This window comes from Nocardia sp. bgisy134 (assembly GCF_965341865.1).
Lineage (GTDB): Bacteria > Actinomycetota > Actinomycetes > Mycobacteriales > Mycobacteriaceae > Nocardia.
In genome coordinates this window covers 250602-268958 of sequence record NZ_CBDQZP010000010.1, presented here as the reverse complement: position 1 = coordinate 268958, position 18357 = coordinate 250602, and the positions used below count along the sequence as shown (strand labels likewise).

Genomic DNA, 18357 nt, shown 5'->3' with positions numbered 1-18357 from the left:
GATAGGAACTGGCATGGACATCTCGACCGGTACCCGCGCCTCCGACGCCGAACGCGACCAGATCGTGCGGCTGCTCGGCAGGCACATGGCCGACGGCCGCATCGACTTGGCCGAATACGACCAGCGGGTCGCGCGCGTCTACGGCACCGCCACCCGCGACGACCTGCAATTGGTGCTCTCCGACCTGCCGAAGCTGTCGAAAGAGGCCGCCGCGCAACCGAAGCCACGCCCGCGCATCCCCATGTGGCAGCGCATCGAGGGCAGCAGCTGGCTCGGCGTCAGCATCCTGGTGCTCGTCATCTGGGCCGCCATCTCGATCGGCGTCGGCGAATTCACCTACCCGTGGCCGGTCTGGGTCATCGGCCCGTGGGGCGCGGTCCTGGCCTTCCGCATGCTCACCGGCTGGGAATCGGGACGCGGCGGCAAGCGGGCGGGGTAGTCGGCTTCCGTCCGAACCGATCGCGGGCAAGTGCGCGGAGAGAGCTGAACTGCCCGGGTGAAGCGCTGCTTACCGGTAGCGGTGCGCGCGGCGCTCGGACGTCGGCGGTGGATAGCTGCGCTCGGGTGGTTCCGAGGTGTGTCGGTCTTCGGAGGTCGCCTCGTAAGCGGCCGCCGCGGCGGGTCTACGCCGCGGGGGGACGCTTCGGTCGGAGGCCGCCTCGTAGGCGACTGCCGCCGCGGGCATGCGCTTCGGCGGTGCGGCGGACGGGGTCGAAGCGGCCGCCGTATGACGGCTCTGCGGCGCCGCGCCGCGATCGCGCGACGGTAGGTCCGCGGCGGATGGACGACCGTTCCGTTCCGGTGCGATCGGGTCGACGGGTACGGAGGGCGGCGCGTCCAGCGGGCGCGACCGGCGAGCGGCGCGTTCGGGTGCCCGCCTTTCGGCTGCCGGTTCCTCGGCTGGGCGCGGAGGTTCGTGGGCGGAGCGCGTGCGCCGGGTTGCCGACCGCTCCGGAGCGTCTGTGGTGCGGCTGCGCCGGGGCAGCGCGGGGCGGTGGTCCGCAGGTTCGGCTTCCGGTGTGGCGCGGCGGGATTCAGTGTCCTTCGCGGACTGCCGTGATTCGGTGACCTGGGTGGACCGCCGTGATTCGGTGACCTGGGCGGACCGCCGAGATTCGGTGACCGGGACGGACCGCCGGGATTCGGTGACTTGCGCTGACTGACGGGATTCGGTGACCGCGGCGGACCGCCGAGATTCGGTGACCTGCGCTGACCGTCGGGAGGCGGGGGCCGATGCCGCGCGACGGGACGCGACGGCGCTCCCGTCGGCCCGCGGGGCGACCGTCTCGCGGGCCGTTGCGGGTCGTGCCCGCTCCGGCGCCGCCTCGTCCGTCGCACGGGTAACTCCGGCGCGGGGGAGCGCCGCGGAACGGTCGGCCTCGGGCACGCGCCGCATGCCGACACGGAAGATCGGCAGTTTGGTGGTGACGCGGCTCGGGTGATCCCCCTTCTCGCGATAGGCGGCGGCGATGCCGTGCGCGCGCAGCCAGGCGCCGGGGTCGTCCCTGATCTCCGGCCCCGCCTCGAGAACGACGTCTTCGAGGAGTTCGATCAGATCGCTCTCGCTGTCGCCGCCCAGCGCCGCGCGGATGGCGGAGAACGTTTCGGGCCGGAAGGTCCAGGACCATTCGTGGCCGGGGTGCCGCCCGTCGTGGTCGTGGCCGTGCAGCACGAGGTTGCCCGACTTGGCGATGCGAGCGCGCACCGTGCGCCCGTCGGACTCGATGCGGCACTCGTTCGGCGGCTCCGCCCGGCGGGCCTCGTCGGCGGCGGGTTCGAGATCCTCTTCGTCTTCCAGTTCTTCGGCGCGGACGATCTCGAACCAGGCCACGACCATGGCGGCGACGCCCAGCGCGGCGGCGATCGCCAGCTCGATCCAGACGTCGGCCGGGATGACCCGCCTGGTGCGTTCGCACGCGTGCAGGAACAGCAGACAGCCGACGACGAGCGCGCCGATCCGGGCAAGCCGGAGAGCCGTGCCGGTGTCGACCGAAGGTGCGCGCATCCGCTGATAGCTCCCGAACAAGACTTGCCGCTGCCGAATCAGACAGGATCGTAAGCGCAGGAGCCCTCCGGTGGGAGACCGTAAGCGCCAGGGACGACAGGCGGTCGCTAGCCCGGCGGATGCCGGTCGATTACCAGCTCTCGGCAGCTAGGCTCGGGTCCAGATCCGCCCAAGCGGCCTCGCGCCCCTTGTGATGCGGCGCGATGTGGCCGATCCGGGTGCGACCGGCCCGGAGGCGACCAGGTGCGATGGTGCCGGAACGCGCCTGTGGCAAACCTCGAGCACATCGAAATGCGAAACATCGCCTGCCGACTCGTTAACCTGGATCGCACCGGTCGCCTCGAAGCCCACCCGCGACGCGGTGCGCCGCCCGCCGACGAACCCAGCCGCGACCGGCGGATACCATGGCTGGTCGCCCCGCGGGGACGCGTCCGACCACCGCGCACGGAAAGGTCGTCGAATTTGCACCTGAAGAGTTTGACGTTGAAGGGCTTCAAGTCCTTCGCGTCCGCGACGACGCTGCGCTTCGAACCCGGTATCACCTGTGTGGTCGGCCCGAACGGTTCCGGCAAGTCCAACGTCGTCGACGCGCTCACCTGGGTGATGGGCGAGCAAGGTGCGAAGGCGCTGCGCGGCGGCAAGATGCAGGACGTCATCTTCGCGGGCACGACGGGACGGGCTCCGCTCGGCCGCGCCGAGGTCACCCTGACCATCGACAACTCCGACGGCGCGCTGCCCATCGACTACGCCGAGGTCTCGATCACCCGGCGCATGTTCCGTGACGGCGCGGGCGAATACGAGATCAACGGCAGTTCCTGCCGTCTGATGGACGTGCAGGAACTGCTCAGCGACTCCGGCATCGGCCGGGAGATGCACGTCATCGTCGGACAGGGCCAGCTCTCCGCGATCCTGGAATCGCGCCCCGAGGACCGCCGCGCCTTCGTCGAAGAGGCGGCGGGCGTGCTGAAACACCGCAAGCGCAAGGAGAAGGCGGTCCGCAAGCTGGACGCGATGCAGGCCAACCTGGCGCGCCTGACCGACCTCACCACCGAACTGCGCCGCCAGCTCAAACCGCTGGGCAGGCAGGCCGAGGTGGCCAGGCGCGCGGCGACCGTGCAGGCCGACCTGCGCGACGCACGCCTGCGGCTGGCGGCCGACGACCTGGTGACCCGCCGCGGCGAGCTGGAGAGCCAGCAGAGCAAAGAGGCCTACGCCCGCGAACAGCAGATCACCGTGCAGACCGAGCTGGACGCCGCGAACGCCGCGCTGGCGCAGCAGGAATTCCAGCTGTCCAAGCTCACTCCGAGCGCGGAGGCCGCGGCCCAGATCTGGTTCCAGCTCTCCGCGCTGGCCGAGCGGGTGAACGCGACCATCCGCATCGCGAGCGACCGGGCCCGCCATCTCGACACCGAGACGCCGGTCGGCACCGGCCGCGACCCCGATCAGCTCGAGGCCGAGGCCGATCGCGTCGAGGCCGAGGAGGCCGAGCTGCGCGAGGCGGTCGAGATCGCGGTGGAGACCTTGGAGGCGGCCAGGGATCAGCTGGCCGAACGGGAGCACGCCGCGAAGGCCGCCGAACAGGCGCACCTGGCCGCCGTCCGTGCGATCGCCGACCGGCGCGAGGGTCTGGCCAGGCTCTCCGGCCAGGTCGACACGCTGCGGACCAGGGCGCAGTCGGTGGACGCGGAGATCGCCCGGCTGTCGGTGGCGATCGCCGAGGCCAGGCACCGCGGCGAGGCCGCGCAGGCCGAATTCGACAGCGTGCAGGACGAACTCGGCGAACTCGACGCGGGGGAGGAAGGGCTCGACGCCCAGCACGAGCACGCCGTGCAGGCGCTGGAGCTGGCCGACCAGCGGGTCACCGAGCTGCGCGAACAGGATCGCGACGCGGGCAAGCGGGTGGCCTCGCTGTCCGCGCGTATCGAGGCGCTCGGCATGGGCCTGGCCCGCCGCGACGGCGCCGCCTGGCTGGTGGAGAACCGCGCGGACGGACTGCTCGGCCCGCTGTCGGGGCTGCTGCGGGTGCACACCGGGTTCGAGGCCGTCGTCGCGGCGGCGCTCGGCCCGCTCGCCGACGCGGTGGCCGCCGACACCGAGGATGCCGCGCACGCGGCGGTGCGCGCGCTCAAAGCGGCCGACGGCGGCCGCGCCGCATTCGTTTTCGGCGCCGCGGAATCCGCGCGCTCGACCGGCGATCCGCTGCCGGGTTCGGCCCGGTGGCTGGCCGACGTGGTGGAATGCCCGGAGTCGGTGCGGGCGGCCATCGGCGCGCTCACCGCGGGTATCGCGGTGGTCGACGACCTCACGGCCGCGACCGAACTCGTCGCGGCCCGCCCCGAGCTGCGGGTGGTCACCCGCGACGGCGATCTCACCGGCACCGGCTGGCTGCTCGGCGGATCCGACCGCGCCCCCAGCCAATTGGAGATCCAGGCCGATATCGACGCGGCCGAATCTCAGCTGGTCGCGGCGCAGCGGCGCGCGGAGCAGCTGGAGGCGGCGCTCTCCGGCGCGCTGGCCGAACAGGCCGACCGCAAGGAGGCGGTGGACCACGCGCTGCTCTCGCTGCACGAATCCGATCAGGCGCTGATGGCCATCTACGACCGGCTCGGCAGGCTCGGCCAGGCGGCCCGCGCGGCACAGGCCGACAGCGACCGGCTCGCCGCTCAGCGCACCGAGGCGGAATCCGGGCGCGAGGAGGCGCTCGCCGCGCTGGCCGAGCTCGAGGACCGGCTGCGGCACGCGGAACTCGAACAATCCGAGATCGACGCCGACGGCCTCGGCGCGGCGGGCACCGAGACCGCCGGCCGTGACCGCGAGGAGGCGGCCGCCGCCTTGGCCGAGGCCCGCTCCATGGAGGTGGAGGCCAGGCTCGCCGTGCGCACCGCCGAGGAACGCGCGGAATCGGTTCGCGGCAAAGCGGATTCGCTGCGCCGCGCGGCCCGCGCCGAACGCGAGGCGCGGGCCCGCGCCGAACGCGCGCAGGCCGCGCGACGGCAAGCCGCGGCGGTCGCCGCCGCCGTCGCCGAGTCGGGCGCGCGGGTGGCGGGCGAGCTGGAGCGGGTGGTGGCCGAGGCGAGCACCCGCCGCGACGACCTGGTGCGCCGCCGCACCGAATGCGCGGCGCAGGTAGACCAGGTCAAGGAGCGGGCGCGCGCGCTGAGCACCCAGCTGGCCCAGCTCACCGACGCGGTGCATCGGGACGAGGTGGCCAAGGCGCAGGCCGCACTGCGGATCGAGCAGCTCGAGGCGACCATCGGAGAACAGTTCGGCATCGCGCTGAACGACCTGATCGCGGAGTACGGTCCCGACGTGCCGCTGCCGCCCTCGCCGCTGGAATGGGCGGAGTACGAGCAGGCCAAGGAGCGCGGCGAACAGGTCAGCGCGCCGCAGCCGATGCCCTACGATCGGGCCGGTCAGGAACGCCGCGCCAAACGCGCCGAGAAGGACCTGACCACCCTCGGCAAGGTGAACCCGCTGGCGCTGGAGGAGTTCGCGGCGCTGGAAGAGCGGTACAACTTCCTGTCCACGCAGCTCGAGGACGTCAAGAGCGCGCGCAAGGACCTGCTCGACGTGGTCGCCGAGGTGGACGCGCGCATCCTGCAGGTCTTCACCGAGGCATACGCCGACGTCGAGCGCGAGTTCGTCGAGGTGTTCGCCAAGCTGTTCCCCGGCGGCGAGGGCAGGTTGCTGCTCACCGATCCGTCCGACATGCTCACCACCGGTATCGAGGTGGAGGCTCGCCCGCCGGGCAAGAAGGTCAAGCGCCTGTCGCTGCTGTCCGGCGGCGAGAAATCGCTGACCGCGGTCGCCCTGCTGGTCGCCATCTTCCGCGCCCGCCCCTCGCCCTTCTACGTCATGGACGAGGTGGAGGCCGCGCTGGACGACACCAACCTGCGCAGGCTGATCGGGCTGTTCGAGCAGCTGCGCGAGAAGAGCCAGCTGATCGTCATCACGCACCAGAAGCCGACCATGGAGATCGCCGACGCGCTGTACGGCGTGAGCATGCGCGGCGACGGCATCACCCAGGTCATCTCGCAGCGATTGCGCGGCGAGAACCTCGCGCCCGCAACGGCTTAGGCGTACCTCCGCATCCGCTGCGGCCGTGCGCGGCTCGAAGAGGGACCGGCGTCCGGCAGCATTGGTCCAGGTGTACCTAAGCGCGGACCCCGGTCTCGATCACCTCGTGGACCGGGCGGCGTGGGGTGGACGGCAGCGGAGCGACACTGGCCGGCATGAAGCCGAGCCGGATCATCGCCTGCGGATGGGCGCAGTCGTGCAGCACGTCGGCGCGGATGGCGGAGCGCAATTCGGCCACGCCGAGCGGTTCGGTCTGCAGGCAGCTGGCCATGCCGAGGCTGGTCGCGGTGAGCAGCAGGGCGCTGGCGGCCTCACCCGCCCGCAGTTCGGTGCGGCGATCGTCGTCGGCCGTGCCGATCACCAGCCATTCCGAGCCGTCGGTCTCGAAGGAGGTATCGGCGAGTTCCGGCTCGAGGAAGGCGCGCTGCGAGATGTGGTCATCGGGACGCGGTCGCGGGGTGTTGGCCGCGGGCACGCCGTCCGCGGTGCCGTGCCTGCCGCTCCACGCGGCGAGCTCGGCGAGATAGGCGCGATCGTGAGCGTGCCGACCGGCCGCCGTGCGCGTCACCTGGCCGAGGGGCGTGCGCAGCGGCGGCGGGACCACCCGCGCCACCGCGCCGAACGGCACTGCGCGCTGCGCGACCTGGCGCAAGCGGCCGTACGGGACCCTACGGTCGCAGTAGTGCCTGCGATCGGATTGACGGTGCGCGATGGCGGCCCCGAGATCGATGTCGTCGCGGGTCGGGCTGTCCGTGTCCACCGAGATGCGGGCCAGATGATCGTGGTCGGCCGGATCGGGCAGGTAGTCGACCTCTGCGCTCCAGCCGTGCACCGCGAGCGCGACGCGCAGGTGGTGCAGCGCGGCGCCACAGCTGAGCAGCAGCGCGCGGCCGGTCGGGTCGGTCGACGGCAACCTACGGCGCGGGTCGGCGTACAGGTCGACGGATCGTTCGGATATTCGCCACCGCCACGGCTGGGTGTTGTGCACCGACGGTGCGCGGACCGCCATCGCCACGGCGTTTTCGAAGACCTCCGCGGTGGGTTGCCGCTGCTCCATGAATTCGGGTGATCCTTCCGGGGGGCCGGCGGCGATCGTGGCGCCGCGATATTTCCGGTTCGAAGCAATCTTCCCTGTTGACGACAGCCCGCACAGCCGAACAATTTCTCCGGGAGATATGTCACAAAGCTATGGACGTCAGCGGGCCCGTGCGGGCGCGAGCAGCCTGACCACCCCGGATTCCAGGTCGACCAGCGGATCGTCGCCCGCCTGCCGGTCGTCGAGCTTGGCGACCGCTACCCATTCTTTGCGTTCGTGGATGTGCTTGCGCGAGGGCCCGAAGATCTCGTCGATCTCGGCGCCGACCGGATCCCGTCGCTTGCGTGCGGTCCACCGCTCGAAGAGATTCACCGCATCCAGCGTATGGTCACCGGGCTCGATCCGCCGCAGCGAATCGGTGCGGCTGCCAGATGTGCCCGGCGGTGGCCGGGACGGCGCTGCCGAACTGGACGTCCGCGAAATGGCAGCCGTAGCCGAGGGTGCCGGGCGCGGCGAGTTCCTCGACGAGACCGTGCCGCACGTCCGCCGACCGCACCGGGTCGCGGTCGGCCACGGCCGAGAGCTCCGGGTAAGCGATCTGCAGCGACGAGTGCAGCGCGTCGCCGAACGCGACGAGCCGGTGCTCGCCCGTGCCGATGACGAACCCGGTGTGGCCGGTGGTGTGCCCTGGCAGCGCCAGCACCCGCACGCCGGGAAAGACCTCGTCGCCCTCGGCGACGGTGCGGATCTGGTGGGCGAACACGTCGAGCATCTCGGCGGTGGTGCCGTTGGCAGCGGCGAGGTCGCGGTGATGCCACTCGACTTCGGAGATCAGGACCCGCGCGTGCGCGAACGGTGTCCGGCGCGCACCGGGCGCCGCCTGCCAGAGCCAGCCGAAATGGTCGGCGTGCAGGTGGGTGACGGCGACGGTCTCGATCTCCGCTGGTTCGCGGCCGACCCGGGCGAGGTTGTCGAGCAGCGCGCCGCCGCGCAAGATCCCGACCCCGGTACGGAACGTCAGCGGGCCGAATCCGGCATCGATCAGCATGGCCCGCTCGCCGTATTCGATCAGCAGTCCGCCGACGCCGGCGACGAAGGAGTCGGCGTCGAGGTATTCGCTGTGCCTGCTCCAGAACCCGTCGGGCGCGGTGGGCAGCCAGGCTCGCGCGTTCATGGTGGTCAGGCCGTCGGGTAGGTAGGTGACTTGTAGAGCGCCGACCTGCACGGTGCGGAGTGAGGCGGGTTGGATCAAACGCTCGGCGACAGAGAAGGTCATCACGACTCGGCTTTCACGGGCGTCGGTGTGGGAGGTGCTCGTGACTCTATCGACGTTTCCGCGTCGCGTCGCGGTGAACGAACATCGAATAGGACTGTCGGAGAACGCTTCTCACATCGTCGCGGGCGGACCGCCGAAGTGCTGCGCCTTCGCGGGCGGGAAGGTGCGAATTTTCCCGTGGCGCCGCCTAGCCGATGATCGGCGAGGCGGCGCCGAGTTCGCCCGTGTGCCGAGTTCGCCCGTGTGCCGAGTTCGCCCGTGTGCCGAGTTCGCCCGTGTGCCGAGTTCGCCCGTGTGCCGAGTTCGCCCGTGTGCCGAGTTCGCCCGTGTGCCGAGTTCGCCCGTGTGGCGTGATGGTCCGAGTATCCCGGTCGTACCGGACGCCGAAGCCCGGCGGATCAGCGTGCGGCGCTGGCCTTCTGGGCGTCGAGCAGCGCCCCGATCCGGTCGGCCCCGCCGGATGCGAGCCAGGTGTCGAGGGTCCACAGCCCCGGGTGGAGTTCGCGCAGCGCGGGAAGGTCGGCGTGCCAACCGCCGGTCTCGCGCGTCACCCGCCAGACGTTGACGATCTCGGGGCCGATCGCCTCCGCCTCGGCCTCGCTCACCTCTTCGTACCGCACCGGATGTCCGGTGGCGCGAGCGATCGCCGCCGCGGCGGCGACGGGAGTGACCGCGTCGCCTGCCAATTCGAGGATCTGGCCGTGGAATCGGTCCGGATCTGCGAAGGCCAGCGCGGCGAAGACCGCGATATCGTCGACCGCGATCATCTGCAGCGGCCGGTCGGCGGGGAACAGATGGCGGTGCACGCCGTGCGCGATGCCGTCCACCGGAGAACCCTGGAGCAGGTAGTTCTCCATGAAACGGACCGGCCGCAGGACGGTGTAGCGCAGGCCGCTGGCGACCAAAGCCTCCTCGATGCGCTGTTTGCCGTGCGCGCCCCACGCGATGTCGTCGCCCAGCGAGCCGACGCCGGTGAAGACGACGTGGTCGACACCCGCGGTGCGCGCGGCCTCGATCAGCGCGATGCCACGCCGGGCCTCCAGGTCGCCGTCCCAGCCCGCGACGCGGTAAGTCGCTGGGGGAACGGCGAATACGCCGCGGGCTCCGGTCGCCGCGGCGAGCAGGGTGTCGGGCGCGTCGAAGTCGCCGATCGCCAGTTCGGCGCCTGCCGCTGCCAGCGCTCGCGCGGCGGGCGCGTCGGGGTCGCGCACCAGGACGCGCACCGGGATGCCGTCGGCCCGGAGCCTGCGGGCGGTCACGCCGCCCTGCTTTCCGGTGCCGCCGGTGACGAGGATCGGGTCGTGCTGAGAGGACATGTTCGCCTTCTTCTGGTGAATCGTCTCGATAGAATCGGGTCGGTCGACCCGTTTTCGGACGTTACGGGTGGCCCCACCCGGTTGGCCAGGCCATATATGGAAGGTGCGTAACGAAATGACGGTCCCCGTGGCACCCTCGACCCTCGCGGCGCGGGCCGACGCACAGCGCAATCGCGCGCTCGTGCTCGCCGCCGCGCAGCGGGCTTTCGCCGAGCGCGGACTCGCGGTGTCCCTCGCCGAGGTCGCGCGCCGAGCCGGTGTCGGCGCGGGCACGGTCTATCGGCACTTCCCGACGAAATCCGATCTGCTGGAAGCGGTTATGCAGCAGCGGGTGGACCGGCTGGCCCGGCTCGCCGCCGCGCAGGTGGGTGCGCGGGATCCGGGCGCGGCGTTCTTCGAGTTCTGCGTGGATGTGGTGTTGTCCACGCCGCGTAACCAGGCGCTGTGCGAGGTGGTGCAGTCCGACGACGGGTGGCCGCGCACGCTGATGCGCGGTGCGGGACTGCGATTCCACCGCGCGCTCGAGGCGCTGCTGCTCGCGGCGCAGCGGCAGGGCGCGGTCCGCGCCGACATCGTGCTGGCCGACGTGCTCGACGTCTTCACCGGATGCGTTGCCATCCAACGGAACAGGCCCGCGGGGAGTGAACTCGCGCGCGCCGCGGTGATCCTGCTCGACGCGCTGCGCGCCACCCCCGGCGGCACGAGCGTAACGAAACTCCGCGCTGTCCCGGATTCGCGTGACGAAACAGAGGCTCATAACGAAACTGCCGGGGGTTCGCGCTGCCCGGTCTGCGGCTCGGCACTGGCCGCACCCGGGACCGGTCGTCCCCGTCGCTACTGCTCGGCGGCTTGCCGTCAGAAGGCGCACCGTTCCCGTGCCGCCGCCCGCGCCATGGGCTGAACTGGCCGCGACATCGCACCGCGCGAATCGTGCGATGCCGAAGTCCGCGACGACCGATGGCGGTCGAAGCACAGGATGTCGGTGGCGTCACCCGGCATCGTGATCGACGCGGTGGCGCGATACCGGCGCGGATTGCCGAGCGCCCACCAGGCGGGGCTCGGCGCGGAAACAGCCCGGCCGCGAGAGACATTCGGGCCGACGGTGGCTGCGGTTGCCGTTCACCGCCGATCGATCAGGAACGGGTAGCCGCGATCGGACGCGTGGTGCGAGGAAGGACCGGGATAGCCCCGGGCAGGCCTACAGCAGATCGCTCACATCGTCGGGGACGTCGACGGCGTACTTGCGCAGGATGTCCATCGAGATCACTTCCAGGGCGTTCTCGTGGGTGGCCGCGAGCACCACGGGTGCGGCGACGCCGTCCTCGTGGGCGTGCAGCCAGCGCACCGCCACCACGCACCACCGGTCACCCGGCTGCAGGCCGGGGAAGTTGTTCTCCGGGCGCGGCGTACTGAGGTCGTTGCCGATGGACGCCTGATGTTCGAGGAACTCGGCCGTGACGACGGTGCACACGGTATGGCTGCCCAGATCCTCCGGCCCGGTGCTGCAGCAGCCGTCCCGGTAGAAACCGGTCAGAGGATCGGTGCCGCACTCTTCCAGCGGCCCCCCAAGCACGTTTCGATCGGTCACGTCGCCGATCCTATTGTCAGTTCGCGAGAAGTTCCGCAGGACAAGAAATCTCGGGGGCTGTGTCTCGGTCTCGCGCGTGGCGTGATAAGGCGCGGTTGCGCCGCTGCTCCGGCCGGGTGCGGGTGTCCGGAGGACCGGGTGCGACCGCGCCGGTCGCGTGCCGCCGCCTTCGCTCCCGCCGTGTGCGGACCGTGGCGGGACCATCTCGGGCCGCGCGTGTAATGGGATGGTCGCGCCGGTGATCGGACTCACATGGCGCGTCGGCGCGAGCCCGGCGTGGGCGCGGTCGGCGGACCGCGCCTATCAGCGGCGATGCGACGTTCTGCAAGGATGGTCGGCGTGAGTTCCGAAGTCTGGATTCTGATAGCCGCGATCGCCGCCCTGCTACTGGTGGCGTTCGTCGGCGGATTCGTGCTGCACAGGCGCCGCCGCGTCTCGATCACGGCGTCGGCGCCGGAGAAGGAGCTGACCGATCGGTCGGGCGGCTACACGGCGGCGGGCGGGTTCAACTTCAGTCAGGGCGGCGCGGCGACCGCGACACGCCCGGAACCGAGCCCGCAACCGAACCTGGAACGGACCGACACCGAGGGGCAACCGCACGTCGGTGACGACGCGGCCGTCCCGCGCGACGCCCCGCGGCGCGGCATCACCAATGTGGCGCTGCCGGACGCCGACGTCCTCGCGGAACCCGAGGGACCGACGGCCGAGCCGGTCGAATCGGCGCAGGACGGCACGTCCGCCGCGACGCAGGCCGCTCCGGAATCGCAGGCTCCCGCCGATCCGGAGACCCTCGCCGATACGCAAGCGACCGACCAGGCCCCGGCCGACCAGCTCCCCGTCGACGAGCCGGCGACTTCGGTCGAGCCGCCCGCACCGTCCGACACGGCGGTCGCCGAGCCCGAGACGACCGTCGGACCGGCCCCGGTCGTGCCCGACACCGCGGCCGCCGCCGAGACCGCTCCCGCACTCGAGGAGATCGAGCCCACCGCGGGCCGCCTGGTCCGTCTGCGCGGCCGACTATCCCGTTCGCAGAACGCGGTCGGCAAGAGCTTGCTCGGACTGCTCGGCGGCGGCGACCTGGACGAGGACTCCTGGGAAGAGATCGAGGACACCCTCGTCCTCGCCGATCTCGGCACCGCGAGCACCAGCGCCGTGGTCGGCCGCCTGCGCGAGGAGATGGCCGCGCGCAGCGTGCGCACCACCGACCAGGCCCGCGCCGTGCTGCGCGACGTGCTGGTCGAGGCGCTGCGTCCCGAGCTGGACCGTTCCATCCGCGCGCTGCCGCACGCCGACCATCCGTCGATTTTGCTGGTCGTCGGCGTCAACGGCACCGGGAAGACCACCACCACCGGCAAGCTGGCCAGGGTCCTGGTCGCCGACGGCCGCCGGGTGCTGCTCGGCGCGGCCGACACCTTCCGTGCCGCGGCCGCCGACCAGTTGCAGACCTGGGGCGAGCGGGTCGGCGCGGAGACGGTGCGCGGCAAGGAGGGCGCCGACCCGGCCGCGGTCGCGTTCGACGCGGTCAGCGCGGGCATCGAGCGCGGTGTCGACGTGGTGCTCGTCGACACCGCGGGCCGCCTGCACACCAAGACCGGCCTGATGGACGAGCTCGGCAAGGTCAAGCGCGTCGTGGAGAAGAAGGCCGAGGTCGACGAGGTCCTGCTGGTGCTGGACGCCACCGTCGGGCAGAACGGCCTGATGCAGGCGCGGGTGTTCGCCGAGGTCGTCGACATCAGCGGCGTGGTGCTGACCAAGCTGGACGGGACCGCCAAGGGCGGCATCGTCTTCCAGGTGCAGCACGAGCTCGGCGTGCCGGTGAAACTGGTCGGTCTCGGCGAAGGCGCGGACGATCTGGCGCCGTTCGAGCCCGGCGCCTTCGTGGACGCGCTCCTCGGCTGAGCCCGGTTTCGGCATCACGTCGGACGGCCGAGCGGACACCGCTCGGCCGTCCGACATTTGCGCATCGATAGCGGACGATCGAGGTCCGAGTCCGCTTTCAGGCCGCTTTCACGCCCTTTCTCTCGAGCATTCCGCCACCGATCTCGAGAGTTCCGCCGCGCAGGTCGGTGAACGGAAAGTTTGCGGTGTCCTACTCGCAGGTAACCGGTCGCCGCGGTGCGCCGACACAAACCTCACACCAGGCGGGAAACGTGTGGTGTACACCACGAAACGTGGTAGCAACACAACGGCGCTATCCGTTCACGCAGGCGCAACACGACAGCTCAACGGATGAAACACCGAATGGCGACCCTTCTGTGCAGGTCCATTTGCCGAAGGCGGCTGGGCCCGAGATGAGGAGGACATTAAGGTGGCATTTCCCGTAATCGGCGCGCCGGACGCCGGTGACACCGCATGGATGCTGGCGAGTTCAGCACTCGTGCTTCTGATGACACCCGGACTCGCGTTCTTCTACGGCGGCATGGTCCGCAGCAAGAACGTGCTGAACATGATCATGATGAGCATCAGCGCCATGGGACTGGTAACGATCCTGTGGTCGCTGTACGGCTTCTCCATGACCTTCGGTGAGGACAAAGCGAACCTCATCGGTGACCCGGGACAGTATTTCGGCCTGAAGAGCGTTTTCGGCGGTAGCTACCTTGCCTCCACCGACCCGGCGGCCCCGGCCGCGGTTCCCCTGAACGGAACCATTCCGCTGTCGGTGTTCGTCGCGTTCCAGCTCATGTTCGCGATCATCACCGTTGCACTCATCTCGGGCGCGGTCGCCGACCGCTTGAAGTTCGGCTCCTGGCTGGCGTTCGCCGGTATCTGGGTCACCGTCGTGTACTTCCCGGTCGCGCACTGGGTCTTTGCCTTCGATGGCTACACCGGTGAAGAGGGCGGCTGGATCGCCAACAACCTGAAGGCCATCGACTTCGCCGGTGGTACCGCGGTCCACATCAACGCCGGCGCCGCCGGTCTGGTGCTCGCGATCGTGCTCGGCAAGCGCAAGGGCTGGCCGGGCACGCCGTTCCGCCCGCACAACCTGCCGTTCGTCATGCTCGGCGCCGGTCTGCTGTGGTTCGGCTGGTACGGCTTCAACGCCGGTTCGGCGGTCGGCTCCAACGGCATCGCGGGCGCGACCTTCCTGACCACCACCATCGCCACCGCCGCCGCCATGCTGGCCTGGCTCCTGGTGGAGAAGATCCGCGACGGCCACCCCACCTCGCTGGGTGCGGCCTCGGGCATCGTCGCCGGTCTGGTGGCCATCACCCCGGCCTGTTCCTCGGTGAACGTCGTCGGCGCGCTGGCCATCGGCGTGGTCGCGGGTGCGCTGTGCGCCCTCGCGGTCGGCCTGAAGTTCAAGTTCGGCTTCGACGACTCGCTCGACGTGGTCGGCGTGCACCTGGTCGGCGGTCTCGTCGGCACCCTGATGGTGGGCCTGGTCGCCGCGCCCGAAGCTCCGGCGGCGGTCGAAGGCTTGTTCTACGGTGGTGGGATCGAGCAGTTGAAGCTGCAGGCTGTCGGTGCGTTCACCGTGCTTGCGTACTCCCTGGTCGCGACGGCGGTGATCGCTTACATCGTGAAGTTCACGATCGGTCTGCGCGCGACGGACGAGGGCGAGTCGGTGGGCCTGGACGAGTCCGAGCACGCGGAAACCGCATACGATTTCGCTGCTGTGGGTGGCACGGCACGCTCGCTCGTCAAGGAGGCATGACGACATGAAACTGATCACCGCAATCGTCAAACCGTTCACGCTCGAGGACGTCAAGTCCGGGCTCGAGCAGGCTGGCGTGCTCGGCATGACCGTCAGCGAGGTGCAGGGTTACGGGCGGCAGAAGGGCCACACCGAGGTCTACCGCGGCGCCGAGTACTCGGTGGACTTCGTGCCGAAGGTGCGCGTCGAGGTCGTCGTGGACGACGCGTCGGTCGACAAGGTCGTCGAGGTGATCGTCGAGGCCTCGCGCACCGGCAAGATCGGTGACGGCAAGGTCTGGGTCACTCCGGTGGAGTCGATCATCCGCGTGCGGACCGGCGAACGCGGTACCGACGCGCTGTAACCGCGGCGTGAGCATCGGGCCCGGAGGCGGTAGCGCAGCGTGACCACGAAGGGCCCGTGAGCGGCGCGCATGCGATACGGGACAACGAGCGGCGGCCCCGCTCCCACCGGAGACCGGTAGGGGCGGGGCCGCACGCATTGAATTGGGCGGTGGGTTGTGGGCAGCAGTAGCGGAAACGGCAAGCAGGACAACGGCGAACGGGTCTCCAACGGGGCGGCCGATCTGGTCGCCGCGCGAGATCAGCTGCTCGACGGCGGCATGCCGCGCAATCCGCGATTGGACGCCGAGTCCCTCCGGTCGGCGCTGGTCGACCTCTTCGAACTGTGGCTCACCAGCAAGGGCGCCGAGCTGGGTATCACCGCCGACAGCGGTCTCGCGGTGGTGGCGGTCGGCGGGCTCGGGCGCAGGGAGATGCTGCCCTACTCGGATCTGGATCTGGTGTTGTTGCACGACGACGTCGATCCGGCCAGGGTGGCCGAGGTCGCCGACCAGCTCTGGTATCCGCTCTGGGACGCCCACATCAAACTCGACCACAGCGTGCGGACCGTCCCCCAAGCGCTGCGGGTCGCCAACGACGATCTGATCGCGGCCCTCGGCATGCTCGAGGCCCGGCACATCGTCGGCGACGTGGAGTTGAGCAACCTGCTGATCGGCGGGGTGCGCCGCGAGTGGCGCACCGGAATCCGCAACCGCTTCGACGAGCTGATCGCCCAGGCACAGGCCCGCTGGCAGCGCAGCGGCGAGATCGCGCACCGCGCCGAGCCCGATCTGAAGAACGGCCGCGGCGGGCTGCGCGACATCCAACTGCTGGACGCGCTGGCCGTCGCCCAGCTGACCGACGCCATGCCGGGGCTGGGTCCTGATGTGCCCGGCGGCGGCGTGAAACAAGCGCAGCGTCGTTTGCTCGACGTTCGCACCGAGCTGCACCGTGTCGCGGGACGATCCCGCGATCAGCTGCGCGCGCAGGACGCCGACGAGATCGGCGCCGCCCTGCGCATCGGCGATCGGTTCGATCTCGCTCGCACGCTGAGCGATTCGGCGCGGACGGTCAGCTACTCCGTCGACGTCGGACTGCGCACGGCCGCCAACGCGCTGCCGCGCCGCGGCCTCGCTCGACTGCGCCGCATGCCCGTGCGACGACCACTCGATGAGGGGGTGGTCGAACACGCGGGCGAGGTGGTGCTGGCCAGAGACGCGCGGCCGCAACGCGATCCGGGGCTCATCCTGCGGGTTGCCGCCGCATCGGCGCAGACCGGGCTGCCGATGTCGGCCACTACGCTGAACCGCCTCTCCGAGGACGCGCCCGAGCTGCGCGAGCCGTGGCCGAAGGACGCGCTCAACGATCTGCTCGTGTTGCTCGGCGCCGGGCGCGGCACCATCGACGCGATCGAGGCGCTGGATCGCACCGGGCTGTGGGGCAGGCTGCTGCCGGAATGGGGCGCGGTGCGTGATCTGCCGCCGCGCGACGCCTTGCACACCTGGACCGTCGACCGTCATCTGATGGAGAGCGTCGCGTACGCGAGCGCGCTCAGCACGCGGGTGGCCCGCCCCGACCTGCTCCTGCTCGGCGCGCTGCTGCACGACATCGGCAAGGGCCGCGCCGGCGATCACAGCGTGGTCGGCGCCGAGCTGGCCACCCACATCGGCCGCAGGCTCGGGCTGTGGCCCTCCGACGTGCGCACGCTCAGCGCCGTGGTCCGCCACCACCTGCTGCTCCCGGAGACCGCGACCCGCCGCGACCTCGCGGACCCGGACACGGTGCAGCTCGTCGTCGACGCGCTCGACGGCGACGTGCAGCTGCTGGAACTGCTGCACACGCTGGCCGAGGCCGACTCGCTGGCCACCGGCCCCGGCGTCTGGGGCGACTGGAAGGCCTCGCTCATCGGCGATCTGGTGCGGCGCTGCCGCACGGTCATGGCGGGCTTCGAACTGCCGACCCCCGAGCCCATCGCGCCGGAGTTGCTGGCCAAGGCGGCGGCGGGCGGCGTTCACGTCGACCTGAAGCCAGGCGAGGGCAAGTACACCTATGTGGTGACGGTGATCGCGCCGGACACGCCCGGTTTGCTCTCCGACGCCGCGGGCGTGCTCGCGCTGCATTCGCTGCGGGTGCTCTCCGCCTCGCTCGGCGGCGAGGGCGCGTCGGCCGTCAACACCTTCGTGGTCTCGCCCAAGTTCGGCGACCCGCCGGACGCGGGTTTGCTGCGCCAGGAACTGATCAGGGCCATCGCCGGGGACCTCGATCTGCCCGCGCTGCTCGCCAAGCGCGAACGCGAGGCGAGCGGAGTGGGCCCGAGCCCGTACGCCCAGGCCCAGCCGCGGATGATCTGGTCGTCGACCTCGACGCCGGGCCAGGTGATCCTGGAGCTGCGCGCCGAGGATCGCGTGGGGCTGCTGAGCCGGTTGGCCGCGGCGTTCGCGGGCTGCGGAGCGAACGTGCGCTGGGCGAAGGTGGTCACCATGGGTTCGGCCGTGGTCGACTCGTTCTGCCTCGAGCTGGGTGGCGAAGACGCGCCGCAGCGCCGCGACGCCATCGAGAAGGCGGTGCTGGACGTGGTGCCGCGACCCGCGCCGAAGACGCCGGACCCGGCGCTTCCCGACAACGTTTCCTGAGCCGCGACGGGCCGTGCCTCGGCGCGGACGACGGCGTTGCACGCGATTTGCTGGATCTTCGCTCCGTGCGCCGTGACGCACCCTACTATCAGAGCGTCTGGCTATCGCGAGCACGAGGGGAGCAGGTCGGTGGCAATTGAGGTTGTTTCGGCTTCGATGATGACGAGCGACGAGACCACGCACATGGCGCGGTGTGTCGGCGGAGATCGATGGGTCGTTTCCTGGTTGCCCGGCCGGACCTTGACCGGACGGCAGGCCGTGACCGCGATGACCATCGCCTCCACGGTTTCCACCACGCCCGACGCGCCGGAGGGCGCGGACTGGGCGATGCTCGACGATCTGGCGCTCGAGCTCGGACTGACCGGCCGGGAGGCCGCGTACATGGTCCGGCTGGAGAACCACGACTACCGCAAGACTTCCAAACCACGCCGTCGCGCACTCGAATAAATAC

Annotated in this window: 14 protein-coding genes; 8 read left to right on the top strand and 6 right to left on the bottom strand. The window is 70.8% G+C overall.

Annotated elements, in window-relative coordinates; all coding sequences use genetic code 11:
• Positions 1 to 13 precede the first annotated feature (13 nt).
• On the top strand, positions 14 to 439 hold the full coding sequence (locus ACRWNM_RS19795) for a DUF1707 SHOCT-like domain-containing protein (RefSeq protein WP_431969503.1): 426 nt from the start codon (positions 14 to 16) through the stop codon (positions 437 to 439).
• Between the two features lie 69 nt (positions 440 to 508).
• Here the strand turns inward: ACRWNM_RS19795 and ACRWNM_RS19790 are convergent, their stop codons facing one another.
• Positions 509 to 2005, bottom strand: coding sequence for a hypothetical protein (locus ACRWNM_RS19790; RefSeq protein ID WP_431969502.1), 1497 nt, complete (start codon positions 2003 to 2005; stop codon positions 509 to 511).
• 462 nt (positions 2006 to 2467) lie between these two features.
• Here ACRWNM_RS19790 and smc point away from each other — a divergent pair, with 462 nt between their 5' ends.
• A complete protein-coding gene (gene smc / locus ACRWNM_RS19785; RefSeq protein ID WP_431969501.1) occupies positions 2468 to 6082 on the top strand; it encodes a chromosome segregation protein SMC in 3615 nt (1204 codons plus the stop codon).
• Between the two features lie 76 nt (positions 6083 to 6158).
• Here smc and ACRWNM_RS19780 read toward each other — a convergent pair whose 3' ends face one another.
• The 4 genes from ACRWNM_RS19780 to ACRWNM_RS19765 form a co-directional block, all read right to left on the bottom strand.
• Positions 6159 to 7139, bottom strand: coding sequence for an Acg family FMN-binding oxidoreductase (locus tag ACRWNM_RS19780; protein ID WP_431969500.1), 981 nt, complete (start codon positions 7137 to 7139; stop codon positions 6159 to 6161).
• A 138-nt stretch (positions 7140 to 7277) separates the two neighbouring features.
• Positions 7278 to 7490, bottom strand: a complete 213-nt coding sequence (locus ACRWNM_RS19775; protein WP_431969499.1) for a hypothetical protein — start codon at positions 7488 to 7490, stop codon at positions 7278 to 7280.
• A 16-nt stretch (positions 7491 to 7506) separates the two neighbouring features.
• Positions 7507 to 8394, bottom strand: a complete 888-nt coding sequence (locus ACRWNM_RS19770) for an MBL fold metallo-hydrolase (RefSeq protein WP_431969498.1) — start codon at positions 8392 to 8394, stop codon at positions 7507 to 7509.
• A gap of 398 nt (positions 8395 to 8792) precedes the next feature.
• A complete protein-coding gene (locus ACRWNM_RS19765) occupies positions 8793 to 9710 on the bottom strand; it encodes an NmrA family NAD(P)-binding protein (protein ID WP_431969497.1) in 918 nt (305 codons plus the stop codon).
• Positions 9711 to 9825: 115 nt separating this feature from the next.
• Between ACRWNM_RS19765 and ACRWNM_RS19760 the strand changes: the two genes are divergently transcribed.
• Positions 9826 to 10611: a TetR/AcrR family transcriptional regulator gene (locus tag ACRWNM_RS19760; protein WP_431969496.1), complete on the top strand. Its 786-nt coding sequence runs from the start codon at positions 9826 to 9828 to the stop codon at positions 10609 to 10611.
• 297 nt (positions 10612 to 10908) lie between these two features.
• Here ACRWNM_RS19760 and ACRWNM_RS19755 read toward each other — a convergent pair whose 3' ends face one another.
• Entirely contained in the window at positions 10909 to 11298 is a 390-nt protein-coding gene (locus tag ACRWNM_RS19755) for a DUF2237 family protein (protein WP_019048221.1), read from the bottom strand.
• Between the two features lie 330 nt (positions 11299 to 11628).
• Here ACRWNM_RS19755 and ftsY point away from each other — a divergent pair, with 330 nt between their 5' ends.
• The 5 genes from ftsY (at position 11629) to ACRWNM_RS19730 (ending at position 18353) form a co-directional block, all read left to right on the top strand.
• Positions 11629 to 13197, top strand: coding sequence for a signal recognition particle-docking protein FtsY (gene ftsY, locus ACRWNM_RS19750; protein ID WP_431969495.1), 1569 nt, complete (start codon positions 11629 to 11631; stop codon positions 13195 to 13197).
• A 457-nt stretch (positions 13198 to 13654) separates the two neighbouring features.
• Positions 13655 to 14953: an ammonium transporter gene (locus ACRWNM_RS19745; protein WP_431969546.1), complete on the top strand. Its 1299-nt coding sequence runs from the start codon at positions 13655 to 13657 to the stop codon at positions 14951 to 14953.
• 4 nt (positions 14954 to 14957) lie between these two features.
• Positions 14958 to 15296: a P-II family nitrogen regulator gene (locus ACRWNM_RS19740; RefSeq protein WP_040868325.1), complete on the top strand. Its 339-nt coding sequence runs from the start codon at positions 14958 to 14960 to the stop codon at positions 15294 to 15296.
• Positions 15297 to 15452: 156 nt separating this feature from the next.
• Positions 15453 to 17906, top strand: coding sequence for a [protein-PII] uridylyltransferase (locus ACRWNM_RS19735; RefSeq protein ID WP_431969494.1), 2454 nt, complete (start codon positions 15453 to 15455; stop codon positions 17904 to 17906).
• Positions 17907 to 18035: 129 nt separating this feature from the next.
• Complete coding sequence (locus ACRWNM_RS19730) at positions 18036 to 18353, top strand: hypothetical protein (RefSeq protein WP_245668712.1); 318 nt, start codon at positions 18036 to 18038, stop codon at positions 18351 to 18353.
• The last annotated feature ends 4 nt before the right edge of the window (positions 18354 to 18357 follow it).

Excerpts from the sequence above, each read along its gene's own strand:
- ACRWNM_RS19795 (WP_431969503.1), top strand. The coding sequence starts at position 14 with ATGGACATCTCGACCGGTACCCGCGCCTCCGACGCCGAACGCGACCAG.
- ACRWNM_RS19790 (WP_431969502.1), bottom strand. The coding sequence starts at position 2,005 with ATGCGCGCACCTTCGGTCGACACCGGCACGGCTCTCCGGCTTGCCCGG.
- ACRWNM_RS19780 (WP_431969500.1), bottom strand. The coding sequence starts at position 7,139 with ATGGAGCAGCGGCAACCCACCGCGGAGGTCTTCGAAAACGCCGTGGCG.
- ACRWNM_RS19770 (WP_431969498.1), bottom strand. The coding sequence starts at position 8,394 with ATGACCTTCTCTGTCGCCGAGCGTTTGATCCAACCCGCCTCACTCCGC.
- ACRWNM_RS19765 (WP_431969497.1), bottom strand. The coding sequence starts at position 9,710 with ATGTCCTCTCAGCACGACCCGATCCTCGTCACCGGCGGCACCGGAAAG.
- ACRWNM_RS19760 (WP_431969496.1), top strand. The coding sequence starts at position 9,826 with ATGACGGTCCCCGTGGCACCCTCGACCCTCGCGGCGCGGGCCGACGCA.
- ftsY (WP_431969495.1), top strand. The coding sequence starts at position 11,629 with ATGGTCGGCGTGAGTTCCGAAGTCTGGATTCTGATAGCCGCGATCGCC.
- ACRWNM_RS19745 (WP_431969546.1), top strand. The coding sequence starts at position 13,655 with ATGCTGGCGAGTTCAGCACTCGTGCTTCTGATGACACCCGGACTCGCG.
- ACRWNM_RS19740 (WP_040868325.1), top strand. The coding sequence starts at position 14,958 with ATGAAACTGATCACCGCAATCGTCAAACCGTTCACGCTCGAGGACGTC.